Raw genomic sequence first — 18207 nt, forward strand, 5'->3', positions numbered from 1 at the left:
GCAACCCCCTAAACGCTGGCCGTGTAGTTATAGTTCGTGGATTCGCTGGTGGCCCTGCTCGTCGCCGTGCTGGTGCTTTTGACCTCGCTGGTTGATTCGCTCACGCTCTTGGCTTCGGACACGGATTCCGACCAGCTCGACCCTAGCGACACGGCGGCGTGGACCATGCTGCCGGCCGCTGCGAAGCCCTGGCCGGCCACCTGAGCAGCGGCCATAAGTCCTCGGCCTTGCAGATCGGCCTGGGCCTGGGTGCGTTGCAGCTCCAGCCCGGCTTCCTTGAGGGAGGCGTCCAGCCTGGCCTGCCATTTCTGCACCTCGGCCACGAGTTGCTGGATCTTGGCCTGATTCTCGGCCGACACGCCGCTGACCTCGGCCTGAAACAGCGCCACCTGGTTGGCGGCATGGCGGGAAAGCGCCTCGGCCTGCCCGAGCCGGCCCTGCCATTCGGCCTGGAAGGCCTGGGTTTTCGCCGTGAAAAGCTGCACCCGCGAGGCGTTGAGCTGGCCGGCCACGTTGGCCCGGATCTCGCCGATCCTGGCCACGGCCCCGGCCGCCTCCACCTGCCCCTGGTAGGCCCGCACCTCGCTTTCAAACGCCTCGGCCCGGGCCTTTTCGCCAGTGATCCGGGCCACCCGGGCGTTGACCTGGGCCGTCACCGCGTTCACCTGCCCGATGTAGGCCTGGACGGTCGTTTCAAAAGCCTGGATGCGCGCTTTATCCACCTCGGCGGCCACAGCCGCGCCTTCCATGCGCGCCTTGTAAATGCCGATAATCTCGCCCACGGCCTGGACCCTGGCGACATAGAGGGCCACGTCCTGCTGGCGCAGCTCGCCGCGAATCCGCGCCCCCTCCATGGCCGTCTTGAAGGCCTCCAGATCGGCCAGGGCCGCCCGGATGCGCGCCTCGAACACGGCCGCCTCGGCAGTAAAAGCCGCCACCTGGCAGTTAAAAAGCGCCACCCGGGCGTCCACTTCCTGATAAGCGAACTGCGCCGTGGCCTTGGCCGCCTCCAGGGCGCGGTCATTGCCCTTGTTGAACACGTCCAGGCACACGCCCACCACGGCGGCCAGGGCCTTTTCCACGGCGAACTGACGGCTTTGCACCGACAGATCGGCCTTCTTGGCGGAAATCGTATTGAGAAGCCCTTCCAGGGACTTCTCGGCGTCCAGCTCCACCAGCCGGAGGCGCTCGTGAGCCTCGCCGGGCAGGCGCTCGTAGCCCATGGCCGAATACTCGGCCACGATCTCTTCCTTGCGGCGCTCCCGCTCGGCGACCACCCACCGCTCCTGCTGCTCGAACACCCGGCCCGTCTCCAGGATCGCGGCCACGTCGCCGCCGTTCTCCAGGTCCTCCAGCAACCGCTGGCGCAGGGCCGTCCACAGCGGGGACTCGAATGCCCCTTCCTCGTAGACGAATACCCGCCCCGGCGTTTCCATGTCGGGCAGCACCGGCCGCACGCCCTCGAATTGCGGCTGGATGAGCGACGGCAGGGCCGGGATGTCCACGGCCTCGAAGACCGGAACCTCGGGCAGCTCCACGTCAGGATCGGCCGGCAAAGCCACATCGGCCACCGTCGGCGCGGGTCCAGGAGCCTCGGGCAACGTCAGGTCGTCAAACCCCGGGAAGTTCAGCTTCGGCGCTTCACCGGAAAAGATCGGCACCTCGACGTCCGTAATGGACGGCTCCACCAGCGCCGGAACATCCGGCGCGACCGGCCCGGCGACAACGGGCGCAGAGAGTCCAGGCGCGCCCGGCCGTTGCGTCAACGACACGCCGTCCGGCTCGCCTGACACATCAACCGATGGGTAGCCGCCGACAATGAACAGCGAGCCAAGACGCGCCATCGCCATATTGACAGCCTGATACATGTCGCGCTGGTACTGCATCGCGCTCTGCTGGATCGTCCCAATCGCTCCACTGGCGTCGTTGCTAGCCACCGGCTACCCCCTTCCCCGTCGGCCCAGGGACTCCAGTTCCAGGTCGATGCCGGTCACGGCAAAATCCCCGCCGTCGCCCTCGATGCGCCACTGCGCCTCGCGGCCCGGGCCGCCGCCGCCGCCGCGCAGGGAGAACGCCCCGCGCCCGGTGCGCAGGGCCTCGCGCCACTCGCCGTCGCCCAGGCGCACCGACAGCGCCAGGCTGTCCTGGCCGCTGCCCAGGATCGAGGCCGACCGCGCCCGCTTGAAAGCGTCGTCGCCGCCGTCCGTGCGCGGCCCCTCCACCACCGGGCAGATGGGTTCGCCCGCGTCGTCGTCGCCGCCGACCCGATACAGCCCGTCCGGCGTGGTGCCGTAGACCAGGCCGCCAAGCGTCAGAAAGCTCGTAAAGGGCTGGTTGGTGAACTGGCTCGCCGCGCCGGCATCGGCGGCGTAGACCAGACAAAGCGTGTTCATAGCCACCTCGAAGGATCGTGGGAAAGGACCGCTGAAAAACCAGGGACGCCCTGGACGGCGTGCCCGCGCACCTCAAAAAGCGGCAGGAGGATCTCGCCACGGGCCACGGACTCCTGATGCGCCGTGCCGGCGACCTGGAACAGGGGGAGCGTGACCAAACCTTGGGCAGACGGCCCTTGCGCGCCCCGCCCCCGGATGCCCAGCAGCGGCAACACCACCTCGCCCCGGGCGCGGTTGTCCTGGACGGCGTGGCCCCGGACCACGAACAACGGCAGCATCACTTTCCCATTGGCCAGGTTGTCGTGGTCGGCCGCCGCGTTGATGCGGAACAGCGGCAGCGTCACGGAGCCGCGCGCGGCATTGCAGCAGCGGCCGGAAACATCGAACAACGGCAGCGCGCATTCCCCGTTCGCGCCGCCCCGGCCGTCCACCGAGAACAACGGCAACGCCACGTCGCCCGTGGCCGTATTGGCTTGGGAAGCCGTGCCGGAAATACCAAAGAGCGGCAGGCCCACAGCGCCGCGCGCCCCACCCCGACCCTCCACAGCCAGGGTCAGCCCGCCGTCGAAATCCCGAAAAAGCTCGATCTCGCCTTCGGCATGGTTGCCGGTCGTTGCGGACAACTGGAAAAGCGGCAGCGAGACCGCGCCGGACGCCCGGTTGACGGCGAGCTGGGCGTAATAGCCGGCCGAGTCCACAGCCGCGAAAGACGTCGCGGTCAGGACATGGGTAATGCGCGTGTACGTCTCCCGCATGTCCAGCTGGCGCTTGATCTGGTCCGCCGTCACGTCATAGGGCGAGGGCTGCTTGGTCCACTCAAGAGGAATCCACTCCTCGTCCGAACGCCGGCGGTAGATGACCCAGGCATGGCCGATCTCGGCAAGGTCCGTGGACAGGGCCCGGCCGCAAAGCGTGCGCACCCGGCCTGGATCGACCCCGGCTGCCAGCAGCAAGGCATGGATCAGGAAGGCCCCGTCCTCGCAGTCGCCGTATTTGCGCTTCCAGGTGGCCACCGCACCGGTCCAGCGGTCGCCGATGCCGGAACCGTCCTGCACGTAGGTCAGGAGATTGGAGACGAAATAGACCACGGAAATGGCGCGCTGGTCGTCATTGTCGTCGTAGGCGCAAATCCGCGCCGCCGCCTGGATGAGCGTGTCATGGCCCTGCTGCAGCAGGCTGACGACGGCCGCCGACGTGGCCCCGCTGTCGATGGGCGTATCCAGGCCGAAAGAAATCCCCTCGATCGCAAAGAGCGGCAGAGACACACTCCCGGTTGCCCCTCCCCGGCCATCAACCAGCAACAGCGGCAGCGTGTCGCCGGCAGACGCCGGGACGGCCGCCAGTCCTTCGATGGACGCGAAGAACTCGAAGAGATTATCCATGGGTCACCACGAAATACGGATGCCGCACGGACCAAATCGGCATGCTGATGTACTGAAGGGTCTGCAACTCCCCTGATGCGGAAACGATTTTGATGACGGTCTGATGCACGAACAGATACCACTGCCCGAAAAAGTAGAGATACTGCGGCAAAGGATCGAACTGGTTGGAATAGATGAATTCGCGGACGCTGCCCGCTTCGGCGAAGGCCACGGGGTCGCTTTCGGAAGCGGCGATGCCGGTGGCGCAATCCACGGCCGCGACAAAGGGATCGCTGTAGCCCTCGGCGTCATGCCGGACAAGGTGTTTGCAGACGTTGAAACGCAGGGTCGTGTCCAGCGCCGTCTCGCGGTAAAAGCTCGTGAATCCGTCAAAGGATAGCTTGAGGGAAAATTCGTTGTCGCTGCCCGTGTCGGAATAGATCATGGCCAGATCGGGCAACGGACTGCCCGGGGACAGCACGCCCTGGACAAAGCCGCTGTGCGGCGTCTGGGCCAGCCAGAGCCGGGTGCCGCAGCTGGCTCCGGCCACGGCCTCGCCGGCCCTGGCCCCGAGCCGGACCTCCAGGGCAACGGGGAAATCGGCAAAGTCGCAGTGCGCCGAGGCCGGGTACTCAAACTGCATCGTACACCTCAAGCGAACACGATTGGATGGTGAACGCCGCGTCCGGCCGAGTCGTGGAATACATCTGCATCTCCGGATCAATCAGCAGGCCATCCCACAACACTTCACCTCCGGACTCCCAAGCGCCGCTTGTCCATCTGTACGTGCCGTCGACATACAGGCGCGAAGTGAAATTCTTATAAATCAACAGGTCATAGGCGTGCCAACGCCCATCTGGAAAGACAAACCCGCTTTGCCTATGCACCTGGACGCCTCCCGCCCTGACGTCCACGCACCCCATGTCGCCCCAGGTGAACAGGTTGAAGCCTTCGCCGCCGAAGGCGTTGTTCGTCAGCCAAAAGACAAAACGGACCTCGTTGGTGTAATCGTCTTCAGGATACCGCGCGCCGAAATCCGGCATCTTCGCCACAAGCCGCATGTGCAGCACCCCGCCCCGGAAGACACCCTTGGCGCGTATGTACTGGCTGAACTTGCGCTCGTAGATGCCCTCTTCGGGCACTTCTTCATAAACCGTCCGAGGGACGAACGCGGGCGTGCCGCGAATACCCTCCACGACGTCGTAGACGCCGAGCGGCCCATAACCTGAATCCCCGGGCGGTTCCATTTCCAGCGGCCGCAGGTCGTCTCCCCGCCCGCAGCCGACATAGATGCCCCGCTCGTTCTGGCACCAGCCCAGGCGGGCCGGCGGCTGCGGCACATACAGTTCGTTGAAGCGGTGGGCGCCGGCCGCCGCCAGCAACGCCTCACGGTCCGAGACGCCGGCAGATCCGGGCTTCAGGCAGCCGATGGACGTGCAACGCTCGTCAATGATGGACATGCAAACCACCCTTACACCGTGATCGGGACATAGCCGGCCGCCACAAGCTGGCCGGCCTCCTGGTCATCCGCCACGAACACCCCGTCCAGCACTTCCATGGCCAGCAACTGCGCCTCCGCTTTGGACAGCGCCCGGTGATAGAATCGGAGCAGGCCGATATCCATGGAAGATGAATACACCCACTCCGCCACTTCTTCTGATTCAGGACTTGTTGCTTTTGGAGCCAACACCCAACTATCCGAGCCGACCATTATTTTTACACCCCGGCCAAATCCGTCCATATTGACGTACGTTCCAGTCGATGCGATTCCAGATTTCAAATTGATCATTTTTTCACCGAGCCTGGCGACATACAGATTTACATTTCCTTCTGCATCGTATGTCATTAAAACATGATGCCAAAACCCAATACCTAATGGCTCTGAGACAACAGTATTTAAGTTGTACTCACTTTCAAAATCACAAATTTTTCCGGCAATAATTCTATCTCCATTAAACCAGCACAGCCCCATAATGTTCATGCCGATAATGTAGCCTTCCGGGTGCGCAACAGGAAATGGCTGCATGCCAAACGTCACGTCCGGCCGAGCGTCTGCCACAAACCGCTTGTACTGGTAGTCTTTCAGAGTGAAGATAGTAGCCTTAATCGAATTATCCTGGTTGCGCTCGTATTCAACAGAATAGACAGTGGCATACCTCTTTCCGCCGTCATCAAGCGAGGCAACAGCCCGCGTTCCGACCGCCTTGCCGTGATCGCCTTCGACCTTGAACTTGAAGTAAGAGGCATAGGGCGCTGAATTTTGTACCTCGGCATTTTCAGACCAGCTCGACACAAAATCGCCGTTCAGCGTTTCAAGGTCACCGGTCGTCACCTTGTCCCAATACGGAGAGGCCGCGTCATATTCCGATGCCAGCAGCGGTTCATCCGGACATACGCTTCCGATCTCACGGCAGCCTATTTGCTTTTTGACGCCGGCTACGAAATCGTCGTTAAAGCTCGGCCAGGGATAGGTGAAGTTGGCCCAATGGTTTGAAAACCGGGAAGGAATCTTGTAGCCGACCAGCGGGGCAAGGCTCCCGGGGCAGGCCGACGACCACGTGACGCCATCTTCCGAAGTCAGCAAGCGCGCTTTGATCGGGTTCCAGACGGTGTAGCCGTTACCGAGTTCCGCAGTGCGGTATTGAAACGAGTAGTCCATCTGGATCGGCTCGCGCAGCCGCACGACGCAGGAGATGGAGAACGATCCCTTCGCCGGAATATGGGCAGAGGCCATCTTAAACTGCGAATAATACTCACCGGAATCCGGCCCCACACCTTCCAACCAACACGTCCGGTAGCGTCGGGAAATGGAACCATCCGGCGAAGTCCCCGGAGGCGGCAGGCCGACGTCATCCAGATTTTCGAAGACGGTCCCAAACCCCTCGTTTGACGTATCGCCGTCGAGGCTTCCAGCCTTCAGCAGAATCTCGTTGTGCAGTTCCTGCCCTTCCTGGAAGCCATAGCGGGCAAAACACCCAGGGACCCAAAAAAACTGCCCGCCCGACAGCGTCGGCACGAGTTCCGGCGCAAACTGGCCGGCGACTATCTGTCCCACCGGGCAATGGATGTGCAGCTGAAAAATGCTCCCGGCCTTGTGAACCTCGATCACGGTGCCGTCGTCGTACTGACGGCTTGCGGAGCAAATGGCCAGGTCCCCCGAACTGGCGACCAAGCCAGCTTTCAGTTGCCGGGCGGCCCCACGGAACATGACGGCGCGCTGCCAATCCCCTGTCAAAGACCAGCAATCCTGATCCGGAAACCGGATCAAGTCCTGGCTGTCGGGAAGCAGCGGCGAAACGTCGTCATGCCTATCCATGGGGTCGTCCTGCGCATAAGGCCAGTTCAGGAGGCCGGCGTCACAACGTCGAAGCTGTCCACGGTCGTGGTCTGCCCCGCGACAATGGCCGTGGAAGCCAGCTTGAGCTGGCCTGAACCCGTGCCGCACACGCCGTCCAGGCGCGGCGCGGTCGCGCTCGGCCCCGTGGTCCGGTCGTTGGCGTACAGCCGGAACCAGCCCGCCGTGCCGGACAACAGGCCCAGGCCTGACCAGACCTGCGACGACAACTTCGGCATTGATCCGGCGGCGGCGTCGCCGAACTGCAAGGCATTATCCGTCGAACCGGGGGTGAACACGCCCGAGGAAACCGTGATTTCCAACAGGGGACTGCTCCCTTCGGTGTCGTCAGCGCTGGTCGGCTGCGAACCAGCGAACACCCGGATGACGCCGTTATTAAAGATGGATTTGAAGCTGCCGGTCGCCAGGATGCCGTTACGCAGCCCGGTCGAGAGTCGAACCCCCATGGCTCCCTCCTACGGATGCAGCACGACCACGTAGCGCCGCGTGGACGGCAGCCAGACCGCCGCCGCCCGCAAGGCCGGCGCGTCCATGGCCACCTGCGAATGGGTGAGGTTGAGAACGACGCCGTCGGCCAGGCCGCCGTGGATGCCGCTGCGCGACGTCCACAGGCAGGCCGCCGCCGGCGGTATCCTGGATGAAAGGGCATCAGCCCGAACGGCCACGTCGCTGCCCACGGCCGTCACCGGCTCCGGGCTGGCCAGCAGGCGAGGCATCCCCTTGATCGGATCGGTGCCGGCCAGAAAATACACGCCCAGCGCCGTGCCGACATACAGGCCGTTGTCCACCGGCCGCAGCATGGCGATGTCCGCCGGCATGGGGATGGAGCCGGCCCCGGTCTTGTAGAAATGCCAGCGCCCGGCCCCGGCCGTGTAGCGCAGATCCCGGCCGTCGGCCCACCAGACCCGGCCGGCGAATCCGGCCAGCACGCCGCCGCCCGGAGCCGGCGACACATGCCGGCCGGCCTCGGAGGCCACGGGGAAGAGCTTGCCGCCCCAGGCCACGGCCTGCCCGTCCTGGATCAGCCCAGCCTCCACGCCGTTGTCCCAAAAGACCAGATCGCCCAGCGCCGCGAACCGTACCGGCCCCAGCGTCGCCAGGGTCGCCAGATCCCGCGTGGCCGGCCCTGGGCGCACCTCGCACAGCACGTGATCCACCACGGCATAGGCCGTGCCGTCCGGCGCGTTCCAACCGTCGCGCCAATGGCCGTCCGCCACCTTCACGCGCCCCGGCCGGCGGGCCAGGCGACGGCCGCTGTCCAGGATCTCCACGTCCGTGGCCACGGCCAGGGCGCACGCACCGCTTCGCCGGTCATAGGCCACGGATTGCGGATCGCTCACGGTATCGAGGCCGCGAAAGACGCGGAAGGCCAGGCGCATCATGCCAACAGCCTCTGGCTGGTTCCCGATGGCCCGGCAGGCGGCGGCCGCCAACCCGAAGACACGATGTCCAGCTTGAGCGCCCGTAGCCCTTCCTCAAACAAGGCCCGGTAGTGCAGGGCATTGCGTTTGCCCTCGAAAGCATCTTCGCGGCTGTCGAAGGCACGGGCCAGGAGTCCGGGCAGCACCACGTCGCGGTGCAGGTATTCCGGCACCCCTTCCACGGCCTTGGCTTCGATGTTGACCAGGACGGCCGCTTCGTCCGTCACCGCCTCCGCCACCCGGCACCACGCGTCCGACGCCGCCTCGACGGTGTACGCGCCGTCATTGGCGGCGCTGCCGGACACCGTGAACGCATCGCCGAAGCGGAACCGGTCAAAGCGCGGGGCATCGGCCGACAGCAGACTGCCAGCGGCGCGAAACGCCACGGGACCCGACGTCTGCGCCATGGTCCGGGGCAGCCGGAAGTAGCTGAGGCGGATGGCCTCCCCGGCCACCGGCGCAGGCCAGACGCGCAGGCCGTTGCCGGCCTGGGCCACATGCCGGATGGCCCCGGCCGCCTGCCGCTCCAGATCGAGCCGCCGGATGTCCGCCGGGGCCGTGACGACAATGAGCTTGCGGCCGTCGGCTCCGACGGCCGCGAACAGATGCTTCTGGAAGTTGCCGGGCAAGGCCGCGCCAGCGGCTCCGGCCGGCACGGCCACGGCGGCTGCGGCCTCCAGATCGGGCAGGAACACCCGGGAGGCCGCCAGCCGCAACGCCTCATTGGCGTACAGGTCCAGCTCCTCATCCTCGAAGGAACTGTCCTGGAGGGGCCGCCGCGCCGCCTGGCGCAGGTCAGGGAGCAGCAAAACCGTTGCCCCCGGTGTGTTCCCCGCCGCTGGCAGGATCGGCCGCTTCCGGCGAGGCCACCGCCAGCGGGACCTCCACCGTGCCCCGAACGTAGTAGGAGTAGCGCTTGACCGAAGGCGCGACGTGCATTTCGCCGGCAATCTCCATGGAATACCCCTGGGTCTCGGCGTTTTCGAGCACTTCCAGCTGCGCGGCGGTCAGTTGCAATTCCCGGCCGCGTTCCAGGGAACAGCGGAACCCGTTGACGAACAGATCGATGTTGCTGCCCCCGCCGGGGCCTTTTTCGGGATTGATCACCACCCGATAGCGGGTTTCGGTGGCCCCGGCCGTGGCGGCGGCGCTGGCGTCGTTGGTGTTGGCCATTGGGCTGCCTCCTTACAGGGCCTCGCCCGGCACGCAGCCGGACAGGCCGACATAGGTGACGGTCAGGCCGGCGGCGTCCAGGGCCGTGACGCCTGCCGTAAACGTCGCGCCGGAACCGTTGGCCACGGTGACGGCCCCTAACAGGCAGCTGCCGGCCGCAGGCTTGGGGATCCTGACCACTCCGTGGCTGTCCGGCGAAACCACGGCCACGGCCACGGTTCCGTCGGCCTTGATGGTTATGAACGCGGTCCTGGACCCTCCGGCGGCCACGGCCCCGAGGGCCGCCAGGGACAACGTGGCGATGGCCGCCTTGCTGTAGATCCGCCCGCCCAGCCGGAACGAAAACCCCGAGGTCATGGCGTCGGCGCTGCCGGCGGCCTTGATGGATAGGCCCGGATCACTGGCCGCGCCGTCCCGCGAGGCCTCCAGCACGGCAGCCGCAGCCTCCGAAGGGAACCCTTTGAAAAAACCCTGCAGACTCATGTTGGCCTCCTTGGCTGATCGCGGCCCGGGCTAGAAGCTAGCCGCCGCTTCGACGCGGATCATAAAGGGATCGTTGAGGATGCCGCCGGCATTGACCAGTTTGTAGCCCATGGTACCGCGCTGGCCGATGGGGTCGCCGTCGCGCGCCACACCGGATTTGAGCACCAGCAGCTTCACCGGCAGGATCATGTCGCCGCTGGCGTCCGCGTTTTTCATGGGGAAGCCCTTGAGGGGCACGTCCGCAAAGGCGTCCTTGCCGCAAATGAGCATGGGGTAGACGTCGCAATTGGTGCCGCTGGTGGAGAGCAGGCCGGCGGATACCGCGCCGCCGGCATCAGCGAAGGGCTCGAACAGGTCTTCGAGGAGGAAGCGGATGCCGGACACCATGCCGATCTCGTTGTCCCAGGGGGAGATGTTCCCGTACTTGTGCACCGGGATGAAGCCGTCGATGTCGCGGATGTCGTTAGCCATGTACGGATGGCAGAACCCCACGAAGCACGGCGGAATCGCCTCGGTGCCGTAGGCGGTGGTGCTCCGGACCATCCTGGTGTGGCGCTGGGCCCGGTTGACCACAAGCGCGGTCTCCACCCGGCGCAGCAGATCCTTGGTGACCACGGTGTTGACCGCCGACCGGGAAGCGCCGTTGGCGTAGAAGACGTTGGTTCCGGCCATCAGGCGGGAAATGCGCACGCGCTCGATGAGTTCGGCCGCGTGTTCGCCAAGCAGGCCGGCGAATTCCTGCAGCACCGGATCCTTGTGGGTCAGCTCGACCATGTCGGAAAAGCCGAGCCAGTTGCCGTACTGTTCCAGGGTGAAGTAGATGTCTTCCAGGGTGACGTTCAGGCCTTCGGGCGTGACGCCTTCCGACAGGGGCTTTCGGACCACCGGAATGGACAGATACCGCCGCGCCTTGACCGTCATGCTGCTGTTCTGGGGGATCTCGATCACATAGGCGAAATTGCCCAGAATCATCTTGAACTTGGCGCGTTCCAGAAAGGGCTTGTGCAGGTGGACTTCTTCCGAGTCCGGCAGTTCGCTCTTGGTCATCAGGTTGGACATGGCGAGACCTCGTTAGCTCCCGTAGACCGCCTGAATCGCTTCGGCGCGCGCGTCCCGGGGCGTGGCCCTGGGCTTTGCGCCGCGCTTGTTGTCCACGCCGCCGGCCAGGGCCGCGCGGCGTTTGGCGTCGTCGCCGAGTTCGGCGGAACGGGAAGCAGCCAGGGATTGCTTGTATTCGGAAAGCAAGAGGTTCACGTCGTTGGCGTTGCCGCGCGCCAGGACCGCCAGGGCGGCGTCCCTGTCCTGGGGGTCCTTCTTGGTCTCCAGGGCCCACAGCTCCACGGCGTCCTTGAACTGCCGCGACCGGATCCGTTCGACCGGATCGTTGCCGAACAGGCCGCGCACCTCGGGATGCTGGGAGACGATGGCCTCCACATGGGCCTGGGCCGCCGCTGAGCTGGTTTCGGACGCCCGCGCCTGCTTCAGGCTGGCGAGCTCGTGTTCGAGCACGGCTAACCGTGCCTGCTGCGCGGCCGGGACGGCTCCGAACTTGTCGAGGGTCTTGCGCAAGGCCGCACCCAGGGAACCGGGATCGCGCAACAGCGGCGCAAGCTGCGGTTCGAGTTCGTCGAACTCCGCCGCGTCGCCCTTGAGCGCTTCCGGGATCTCCACGGCCTTGGGCACTTCCTGGCCGGGCCCGGCGGGCGGCGCTGCCGGCCTGGCGGCCCGCAGTTCCTCAAGCTCCGCCCGGAGGGCGGCAAGCTCCTCCTTGGTGGCGCGTAGCCGTCCCGACATAGTGAGGGCGTGGGGCAGCACACCGGACGTTTCGCCGCCCTGGTCGCCGTCGATGTCCGGCGCGGCCGGCCCGCCTTCCCCGGCTTCGGCCGGGGGGGCCACCGGATCGGCGGTATCGCCGCTTTCCGGGGGGCTGGAAAGTCCGGCCTCGCTGGCGGGCTCCTCCGCTCCAGGCTGGGGGCCGCCGGCGGCAACCTCGCCGCCGTCCTCGGGGTCGCCGTAGGTGCTCGCCACGGCAGCGGCATACGCCGCGTCTCGTTCTTCCTGCTTTTCCATGACTTCCTCCGTCATTCCAGGAGCCGTCGGGCGGGCCTGGACACCGGGCCTCTTTCGAGGTGCCGTTATGCTGTTCCGGGGTAGCCGGATGCTTCCCAAAGGCCCTTGCTGCCTGACAGCTCCTGGCGCAGGCAGCGCAGGGCCATGATCTGGCCCTGGAGCTTGCGAACCTGTTCTTCGGCGCAGGATTCGAGCTGGCGGCAATACTGGGCGATGCCCAAATCGATGAGTGCCACCACGTCATGCAGCACCGGCCCGGCCTGGCTGTGGATCCGCCGGAGCAGTTCCTGTCTATTGGCTGCGGCCATAAACCTTCCGGATCGCCTCGGCCCGCTTGCTCTCAGGAGATTCCACGCCCAGGGCCTCGATCTGCAGCACGACGCTGGACTCGTCTCCGGTTTGGTCCGCCGTGCTGTTGACCCGCGTCACCCGGGCCCTGCAGGCCAGTTCCACGGTTTCCCCCACGACAAAATCGCCGACCGAGCGGCCGAGCTTCCGAAGCGATCCGCCGTCCAAGGAAAGGCCCAATCCCCACGGGAACTTTTCCCCGTCCCGCGAGGCAACGGCCTGCCCTTTCCTTTCCGTCTTCCGCTCCGCCGCCGTCCGGGCCATGCTCACAAGCTTGCTCATGCGGCCTCCGTAAGCCCCAGGCCGGCGGTCGGCGGCCGTGAGGCCACGACGCGCAGGCCAAAGTCGCCGGGAGCCGGGGCGGCCGGGGCTTGCTGGGGCTGGGGTTGCTGGACGGCCATGCCCTGCAGGGCTTCCGCCAACATCCGCTGCAAGGCCGCATCCGGCGTGATGCCGCGCGAGTTCATGGAATTGAGGAGCGTTTCGAGCTTGGTGGCCTGTTCGATCCGCACCTGCATGGCCATCTGCCGTTCCTGGTTGAGCTCGACCGTGGCCTGGTCGTAGACGATGTCCGCCGGGATCTGCATGGACGTGGCCACCTGGCGCAGCCCCTTGTTGACGTCCAGCATGGGCGCGAACTGCGGATTCGAGGCGCACATGGTCATGAACTGGATGAGCCGCTGGGACTGCACTTCCTTGGACATGAGCGCCGTCGCCCCCCGGGCCACCACCGAGAAATCGCCCTTGATGTCCGGGCGCGGATTGAAGTCCATGTTCCAGTGGTACAGGGCGGTGACGAACTGCGAGGTCACTTCGTCGTCGAAGATCTTGACCATCTCGGCGAGGTTGATGCTCATGGCGTTCATGAGCATGGACAGGCCGCCCAGGGTGCGCGCGGCGTCGGAAACGTTGCCGTCGCCGTGCACCCAGCGCGGCACGGTCAGCTCGTCGCCCATGTCGTCGAAGTATTTGGCCAGGGCCAGGTAGTCGCTGGTGTGGCTCGAGGCCTGCCAAAAGGTGATGGCCTTGCTCATGTCCTCGCCGGTATCGAACTTGAGCCATGTGCCGCCACGGATGTTGTCCGCGTCCAGGGTCTGCTGCAGGGCTGGGACGTTGACCCCGCCGATAGGGCCCAGGGACATCCGGGCATTGTCCATCATGGCCCGGACCACGGCGTTTATGGCAGACTGGGCGTCACGATACACCCCCGTGACCCCCAGGCCGCACAGGCTGGAGTCATCGCGGAACATGGGAAAAATCTGGAAAGGAAATTCCACGCCCCGGATCGGGGCGCGCACCGCCTTGATGATCTTGCCGCCAAGCATCCAAACGTTGCAGAAATAGTCGGCCTGGACCGGATCGTTGCCCAGGTCGACGCCGCACTCCTCCAATTCGTCGCCGCGCAGCCAGCCGTACCGCTCCAGGACCCGCCAGCGGCCTTGGAGTTGGGGTTCCGGGGTGCCGCCATTGATGCTGCGCAGCTGGGATTCAAAGTCGTACTCCGTGGCGTCGCCGTCCCGCTTTTCCGCCAGATAGGCCCTGACCACGTCGCCGTCGAAACCGGTCCGGCCCGCCAGCTCCAGCACATCACCGTACACCATCCGGTATTCTTCGTAGCCGTACCGGCAATCCCCCATCCGGCGGTTGGCCGACTGGTCCCAATAAAATGACCATGGGGAAACCCGGCGGTAATACGGGCGGCGTTCCACCGGCGAGGTATCGAGCACCCAGGCTTCGCGCTGGATGGCCCGGCCGTCGACGCCCGGCTCGGCCACCAGTTTGGCCGTCCAGACCCGGCGTTTGCGCTCGTCCACCAACGGCCCCTTGTGGATGCCCATGCCGTAGATGGCCCCGTCCAGGATGACTTCCCGGATGGTGGCGCGGTAGCCGACATGGTCCGGGCTTTCCGCCAGTTGGTCGGCGATGACCCGGGACATGGCTTCGGAGCGCTGCTTGGCGATGTCCTGGAGGAACTTCACGGCTTCGGCGTCGCCATAAGCACGGCGCACCCCGGCGATGAAATCCATCATGGCCGGCTCCAGCACCGGCTCGGGCGTGGGTTCGATGGACCAGTTACGGTCCCCGGCCTGGGGAAACAGGATCTCCATGAGCCTGGACACGATGGTGTCCACCTTGACCCGGCACTTGTTGACGAACAGCTTGCTGGCGTTTGCGCTGAAGCTGTTGGCCACGGCCTCGTCGTACTCGCCCATGTACATGCGGTAGCGCTCCAGCCACTTCATTTCCCAAGGCTGCCGCGCCCGCTGGGCATCCCGGAACTCCTTGGCGAGCTTGGAGGCCAGCAGGGCCAGTCTTTCGCTAGCCATCGCGGCGTTCCTTGGACGGCCGGCAGGTGAAGGCCACGCCGTCGCGGTAGTCGGTGAGGCGTTTGACGATGGCCTGGGGCAGCGGGCAGCCGAGCGCCCGCAAGTGCCCCATGATGGACAGCATTTCGTTTATGGCGAGGTAGAGGATGATGCCGGCCCGGAAGTCGAAGTGCAGCCAGCCGCCGGCCTTGAAATTGAGCATGGAATCCAGGGTCACGGCCGCGAAAATGGCCGCCGCGTACAGGAAGAACTTGGACAGGCCGCGCAGGAAGCGCCGCCGTGACAGGCAGCCGTCGATCCAGGCCCGGGTGAAGCCGAGGGCGAAGTCAAAGCCCCACAAAAGAAACAGGCCGCTTGTCAGCCTGTCCCAGCCCCCGAGCAGGCTGCAGGCCACGGCCAGGATCGTGGAACAGATCGTCTTGCCCAGCCAGCCGACCAGCAGGTCCCGGCCAACTTCGAGCAGGTGGTCCCAGACCAGCCCGAACATCAGGCCGCCCCCGCCAGTTCCAGGGCCCGTACGGCCTCGGGGCTCCCGGCCAGCTGCTTGGCGGCCAGCTTGAGGACGCCCAGGGATTTGGCGTCCGTTGCGTCCATGGCCACGGGTTCGGGCAGCTCAGCCTGCAGCCGGAGATAGCCCTCGCCCAGGGTGGCCCGGCAGTCCATGTCCACCAGCTCGGCCTGGCCGGCAAACATGACGTCGAGCAGGCGCGGAGCCCACTGGGCCAGGCCATAGGACCGGGCCGCCTCCAGCAGGATGGGCTTTTCGCACCGCCCCGTGCCCAGGGAAACCAGCCGCACGGCCGACAGCGGCGCGCCCAGGGCCAGCCCGGCCACCAGGGCCAGACGGGCCGGATTGTTGGCGACCACGCCGCCGTCGATGCAGGCCCGCTCCAAGCCGCCAAGGGATTTGATGCGGCAGGGCTCGAAAAAGGTCGGCGCGGCCGAGGTGGCCCGGGCCACGTCGGCCATGCGGTAGAACCCGCCGCCCCAGGAGGTGAACAGGGCCAGGTCGCGCATCTCGATGTCGTAGGCCACGGCCATGGCCCGGGTTTCCACGTCGGACAGCATCCGGTCGCCGAACACTTCCCACAAGGCCACTTCGAGTTCGCCCGCGTCGTAGAGTTCGTCGGCCATGCCACCAAGGGACGCCAGGCGTTTTTTGAGGGACCGCGAAAAGATGGCCGGCCCGCGCTCCAGGTAGAACTCGGCCAGCCGCATGGCCGGCAGGCCGGCCGCGAGGCCCAGGGCGAGGATGCCGCCGGTGGAGGTGCCAGCAATGAGGTCAAAGTGCCGGCTGATCGACTGGCCGATGGCGTTCTCAAAGGCGGCCAGCACCAAGGCCGGCAGCAACCCCTTCATGCCGCCGCCGTCAATGGACAGGATCTTCACGGCTTGCCTCCTGCGGCCCCGGGGTCGGCGCTGGCGGCGGGCGGCGGCCCGGGCCAGCGCAGAGCCTCGGGCCCGAAGACGGCAGCGGCCTGGGCCGCCTGGCCCGAGGCTCCGCCCTCCCCTTGGCCCTCGGCCGTTTCCAGGGCCTGGGCCACCCGGCGGCCCAGGCCGTCGCCGCTTTCGCGCAACGCCTCGAGTAGCCGGTCCGGATAGGACGGCCGGCGGCAGAGGCCGGGCGGCGACGTCGCCGGCCCGATGGGCCCCCGGGCTGTTTTGCGGCCCCACAGCGCCAGCCACAAAAAGCCCGAACCCAGGGCGAAGAGCGCCGGCCCGATGCTTACCGGAATCAACAGCGGCGGGCTGTCGTCGAAACCGCACCAGAAGCGGTGCGGCTGGCTCGTGTCCATGGCGATGAGCGCGGCGCTGAGCAGCCACTGGGCCACCGCCCCCCAGGCGGTCTTGGACTTAAGATAGCCAAGCAATAGCGCTTTAACGTCCATGGCCCACCTCCACGCCGGCCCCCATGGCCCAGACGTCGATGTCCAGGCCGCCCGAGGCGATGGCGAAGCGCAGCTTGTCTAGGAATCGGCTGTCCCCGGGCCGCTCCAGGATCAGGACGATCCCGGCCCGCTTGCCCGTCGCCCCGGCATAGGCCAGGGACTGGCCCACGGCTTCGGCCCACTTGGCCGCGAAATCGAATTCCACGGCATGGTCGGCCGTTTCGCAGTCCACCCGCAGGCCCGGGCGGGGCGTGGTTTCCAGGGCTCCGCCGGCTTCGGCGCACCACAACGCCTGGTAGTGCTTTTCGGGACGGGCATGGCCGGCCCGGGCCGCCTGACAGCAGAACAGCACCAGGGCCGTGGCCAGGGCCACCAGGGCCACCCGGGGCCGGCGGTAGAACCACTCCCACACGGCGCAGGCCCGACGGGCCGTGGCCCGGGACAGGCCCCAGTCCTGGAGCCGGCAGGCCACATGCAGCGGATTGAACAGATGCCGCAGGCCTTCGAGGAGCTTAGGCATGGGGCAGCCCTCCCTCGATAAAGGCCGCCACCTTTGGCGGATATTGGGGATTGGTGTTGTGCGTGGCGGCGTAGGGCCCGCCGTTGTAGGCGCGCAGCACCCCTTCCCAGCCCAGGGAGGCGAGGTAGCGCTTGGCGTAGCCGGCCAGATGCCGGCAGCCGATGTCGATGTTGAGTTTAGGATCGTGCAGCTCGTTCAAAAACGCGCCGTCAAAGCCGCGTTCACGGGCCACCGCGCCCATCATCTGCATGAGGCCCCAGGACGCCTGCTGGCCCCACCACTCGCAGTCCGGATCCACGCCACGGGCGGCGGCCTGGAAATCCGCCGGCGGCCGTTCGGAGGCGATCTCCGCGTCGGTCACGGCCCGGAAGGGCTTTTTCAGCCTGCAGTCCCAAAAATACCGGTACTTCGGTTCGGGATTCCAGGCCCAGACGTTGCCGCCGCCCGACTCGTGCCGGATGACGGCGTAGACGATCTGGGGCGGCAGCCCGTGGACATGGGCGGCTTCCTCGGACAATTGGCGGATCTGCTCCTGGGTGACGCCGAAAAACGACATGGCGGCCTCCGTGGGGCGGCCGCCATGTCCGGGACGGAAACGGAAGGAGCGCGGGGCAGGAGGCGGCCTGCCTTGCAGACCGATCCGTACCACGCGTTTTTCGGCCGCCCGGCCGGGTGTACCGAAAATAACATGGAGTGGTTGGGGAATGGTAAGGGAGCGTACCGAAGATGATAGGAAGTGGCAGGGAAGATTTTTCTTGACAAGTATTCATACCGGAGCCCCTTTCACGTCGGACGCGTTTCCCGGGCCTTGACCGGAATCGGGGCGGCTTTGTTTTGGCGTTCGTTGTCCCAGCGTGCCTTGACGGC

General features: G+C 66.2%; 21 protein-coding genes. All 21 read right to left on the reverse strand.

Translation table 11 applies throughout. From position 1 onward, the window contains the following. Positions 1-8: 8 nt before the first annotated feature. A complete protein-coding gene (locus DMR_RS11890) occupies positions 9-1850 on the reverse strand; it encodes a hypothetical protein (protein ID WP_232502780.1) in 1842 nt (613 codons plus the stop codon). Positions 1851-1940: 90 nt separating this feature from the next. Beyond that, a complete protein-coding gene (locus DMR_RS11895) occupies positions 1941-2393 on the reverse strand; it encodes a hypothetical protein (RefSeq protein WP_015861165.1) in 453 nt (150 codons plus the stop codon). Continuing rightward, complete coding sequence (locus tag DMR_RS11900) at positions 2390-3775, reverse strand: transglutaminase-like domain-containing protein (protein ID WP_015861166.1); 1386 nt, start codon at positions 3773-3775, stop codon at positions 2390-2392. The genes DMR_RS11895 and DMR_RS11900 overlap by 4 nt, the downstream gene beginning before the upstream one ends. After that, on the reverse strand, positions 3768-4397 hold the full coding sequence (locus DMR_RS22430) for a hypothetical protein (RefSeq protein WP_015861167.1): 630 nt from the start codon (positions 4395-4397) through the stop codon (positions 3768-3770). The genes DMR_RS11900 and DMR_RS22430 overlap by 8 nt, the downstream gene beginning before the upstream one ends. Further along, positions 4387-5214, reverse strand: a complete 828-nt coding sequence (locus DMR_RS11910) for a hypothetical protein (protein WP_015861168.1) — start codon at positions 5212-5214, stop codon at positions 4387-4389. Before DMR_RS11910 ends, DMR_RS22430 begins: the two co-directional genes overlap by 11 nt. Before the next feature lie 11 nt (positions 5215-5225). Then, a complete protein-coding gene (locus DMR_RS11915; protein ID WP_015861169.1) occupies positions 5226-7070 on the reverse strand; it encodes a hypothetical protein in 1845 nt (614 codons plus the stop codon). Between the two features lie 26 nt (positions 7071-7096). Next, positions 7097-7555 carry a hypothetical protein gene (locus tag DMR_RS11920; RefSeq protein ID WP_015861170.1) on the reverse strand — a complete coding sequence of 153 codons (459 nt, stop codon included), beginning with the start codon at positions 7553-7555 and terminating at the stop codon, positions 7097-7099. A gap of 9 nt (positions 7556-7564) precedes the next feature. Beyond that, positions 7565-8491 (reverse strand): hypothetical protein, encoded by a 927-nt coding sequence (locus tag DMR_RS22435; protein WP_052278989.1) that lies wholly within the window; start codon positions 8489-8491, stop codon positions 7565-7567. After that, positions 8488-9339: a hypothetical protein gene (locus DMR_RS11930; protein ID WP_015861172.1), complete on the reverse strand. Its 852-nt coding sequence runs from the start codon at positions 9337-9339 to the stop codon at positions 8488-8490. The genes DMR_RS22435 and DMR_RS11930 overlap by 4 nt, the downstream gene beginning before the upstream one ends. Beyond that, positions 9326-9703 carry a hypothetical protein gene (locus DMR_RS11935; RefSeq protein WP_015861173.1) on the reverse strand — a complete coding sequence of 126 codons (378 nt, stop codon included), beginning with the start codon at positions 9701-9703 and terminating at the stop codon, positions 9326-9328. Before DMR_RS11935 ends, DMR_RS11930 begins: the two co-directional genes overlap by 14 nt. Before the next feature lie 12 nt (positions 9704-9715). Then, the gene (locus tag DMR_RS11940) at positions 9716-10186 is read right to left on the reverse strand and encodes a hypothetical protein (RefSeq protein WP_015861174.1); all 471 of its coding nucleotides are present in this window, start codon (positions 10184-10186) and stop codon (positions 9716-9718) included. A 30-nt stretch (positions 10187-10216) separates the two neighbouring features. Then, positions 10217-11245, reverse strand: coding sequence for a N4-gp56 family major capsid protein (locus tag DMR_RS11945; protein ID WP_015861175.1), 1029 nt, complete (start codon positions 11243-11245; stop codon positions 10217-10219). 12 nt (positions 11246-11257) lie between these two features. After that, entirely contained in the window at positions 11258-12256 is a 999-nt protein-coding gene (locus DMR_RS11950; protein WP_043600598.1) for a hypothetical protein, read from the reverse strand. 65 nt (positions 12257-12321) lie between these two features. Beyond that, positions 12322-12564, reverse strand: coding sequence for a hypothetical protein (locus DMR_RS11955; RefSeq protein ID WP_015861177.1), 243 nt, complete (start codon positions 12562-12564; stop codon positions 12322-12324). Beyond that, entirely contained in the window at positions 12548-12886 is a 339-nt protein-coding gene (gene gp10, locus DMR_RS11960; RefSeq protein WP_015861178.1) for a capsid staple protein, read from the reverse strand. Before gp10 ends, DMR_RS11955 begins: the two co-directional genes overlap by 17 nt. Continuing rightward, positions 12883-14931, reverse strand: coding sequence for a portal protein (locus tag DMR_RS11965; protein ID WP_015861179.1), 2049 nt, complete (start codon positions 14929-14931; stop codon positions 12883-12885). The genes gp10 and DMR_RS11965 overlap by 4 nt, the downstream gene beginning before the upstream one ends. Continuing rightward, on the reverse strand, positions 14924-15418 hold the full coding sequence (locus DMR_RS11970; RefSeq protein ID WP_015861180.1) for a phage holin family protein: 495 nt from the start codon (positions 15416-15418) through the stop codon (positions 14924-14926). The genes DMR_RS11965 and DMR_RS11970 overlap by 8 nt, the downstream gene beginning before the upstream one ends. Beyond that, positions 15418-16320, reverse strand: a complete 903-nt coding sequence (locus DMR_RS11975) for a patatin-like phospholipase family protein (protein ID WP_015861181.1) — start codon at positions 16318-16320, stop codon at positions 15418-15420. Before DMR_RS11975 ends, DMR_RS11970 begins: the two co-directional genes overlap by 1 nt. Further along, the gene (locus DMR_RS11980; protein WP_015861182.1) at positions 16317-16820 is read right to left on the reverse strand and encodes a hypothetical protein; all 504 of its coding nucleotides are present in this window, start codon (positions 16818-16820) and stop codon (positions 16317-16319) included. Before DMR_RS11980 ends, DMR_RS11975 begins: the two co-directional genes overlap by 4 nt. Beyond that, positions 16810-17340 carry a hypothetical protein gene (locus DMR_RS22440; protein ID WP_015861183.1) on the reverse strand — a complete coding sequence of 177 codons (531 nt, stop codon included), beginning with the start codon at positions 17338-17340 and terminating at the stop codon, positions 16810-16812. The genes DMR_RS11980 and DMR_RS22440 overlap by 11 nt, the downstream gene beginning before the upstream one ends. Next, positions 17333-17896, reverse strand: a complete 564-nt coding sequence (locus DMR_RS11990; protein WP_148208424.1) for a transglycosylase SLT domain-containing protein — start codon at positions 17894-17896, stop codon at positions 17333-17335. The genes DMR_RS22440 and DMR_RS11990 overlap by 8 nt, the downstream gene beginning before the upstream one ends. Between the last annotated feature and the right edge of the window lie 311 nt (positions 17897-18207).

Source organism: Solidesulfovibrio magneticus RS-1, assembly GCF_000010665.1.
Taxonomy (GTDB): domain Bacteria; phylum Desulfobacterota; class Desulfovibrionia; order Desulfovibrionales; family Desulfovibrionaceae; genus Solidesulfovibrio; species Solidesulfovibrio magneticus.

What these genes read in the sequence shown, in the direction of transcription:
- DMR_RS11890 (WP_232502780.1), bottom strand. Translation starts at nt 1,850, where the DNA reads ATGGCGATGGCGCGTCTTGGCTCGCTGTTCATTGTCGGCGGCTACCCA.
- DMR_RS11895 (WP_015861165.1), bottom strand. Translation starts at nt 2,393, where the DNA reads ATGAACACGCTTTGTCTGGTCTACGCCGCCGATGCCGGCGCGGCGAGC.
- DMR_RS11900 (WP_015861166.1), bottom strand. Translation starts at nt 3,775, where the DNA reads ATGGATAATCTCTTCGAGTTCTTCGCGTCCATCGAAGGACTGGCGGCC.
- DMR_RS22430 (WP_015861167.1), bottom strand. Translation starts at nt 4,397, where the DNA reads ATGCAGTTTGAGTACCCGGCCTCGGCGCACTGCGACTTTGCCGATTTC.
- DMR_RS11910 (WP_015861168.1), bottom strand. Translation starts at nt 5,214, where the DNA reads ATGTCCATCATTGACGAGCGTTGCACGTCCATCGGCTGCCTGAAGCCC.
- DMR_RS11915 (WP_015861169.1), bottom strand. Translation starts at nt 7,070, where the DNA reads ATGGATAGGCATGACGACGTTTCGCCGCTGCTTCCCGACAGCCAGGAC.
- DMR_RS11920 (WP_015861170.1), bottom strand. Translation starts at nt 7,555, where the DNA reads ATGGGGGTTCGACTCTCGACCGGGCTGCGTAACGGCATCCTGGCGACC.
- DMR_RS22435 (WP_052278989.1), bottom strand. Translation starts at nt 8,491, where the DNA reads ATGATGCGCCTGGCCTTCCGCGTCTTTCGCGGCCTCGATACCGTGAGC.
- DMR_RS11935 (WP_015861173.1), bottom strand. Translation starts at nt 9,703, where the DNA reads ATGGCCAACACCAACGACGCCAGCGCCGCCGCCACGGCCGGGGCCACC.
- DMR_RS11940 (WP_015861174.1), bottom strand. Translation starts at nt 10,186, where the DNA reads ATGAGTCTGCAGGGTTTTTTCAAAGGGTTCCCTTCGGAGGCTGCGGCT.
- DMR_RS11945 (WP_015861175.1), bottom strand. Translation starts at nt 11,245, where the DNA reads ATGTCCAACCTGATGACCAAGAGCGAACTGCCGGACTCGGAAGAAGTC.
- DMR_RS11950 (WP_043600598.1), bottom strand. Translation starts at nt 12,256, where the DNA reads ATGGAAAAGCAGGAAGAACGAGACGCGGCGTATGCCGCTGCCGTGGCG.
- DMR_RS11955 (WP_015861177.1), bottom strand. Translation starts at nt 12,564, where the DNA reads ATGGCCGCAGCCAATAGACAGGAACTGCTCCGGCGGATCCACAGCCAG.
- gp10 (WP_015861178.1), bottom strand. Translation starts at nt 12,886, where the DNA reads ATGAGCAAGCTTGTGAGCATGGCCCGGACGGCGGCGGAGCGGAAGACG.
- DMR_RS11965 (WP_015861179.1), bottom strand. Translation starts at nt 14,931, where the DNA reads ATGGCTAGCGAAAGACTGGCCCTGCTGGCCTCCAAGCTCGCCAAGGAG.
- DMR_RS11970 (WP_015861180.1), bottom strand. Translation starts at nt 15,418, where the DNA reads ATGTTCGGGCTGGTCTGGGACCACCTGCTCGAAGTTGGCCGGGACCTG.
- DMR_RS11980 (WP_015861182.1), bottom strand. Translation starts at nt 16,820, where the DNA reads ATGGACGTTAAAGCGCTATTGCTTGGCTATCTTAAGTCCAAGACCGCC.
- DMR_RS22440 (WP_015861183.1), bottom strand. Translation starts at nt 17,340, where the DNA reads ATGCCTAAGCTCCTCGAAGGCCTGCGGCATCTGTTCAATCCGCTGCAT.
- DMR_RS11990 (WP_148208424.1), bottom strand. Translation starts at nt 17,896, where the DNA reads ATGTCGTTTTTCGGCGTCACCCAGGAGCAGATCCGCCAATTGTCCGAG.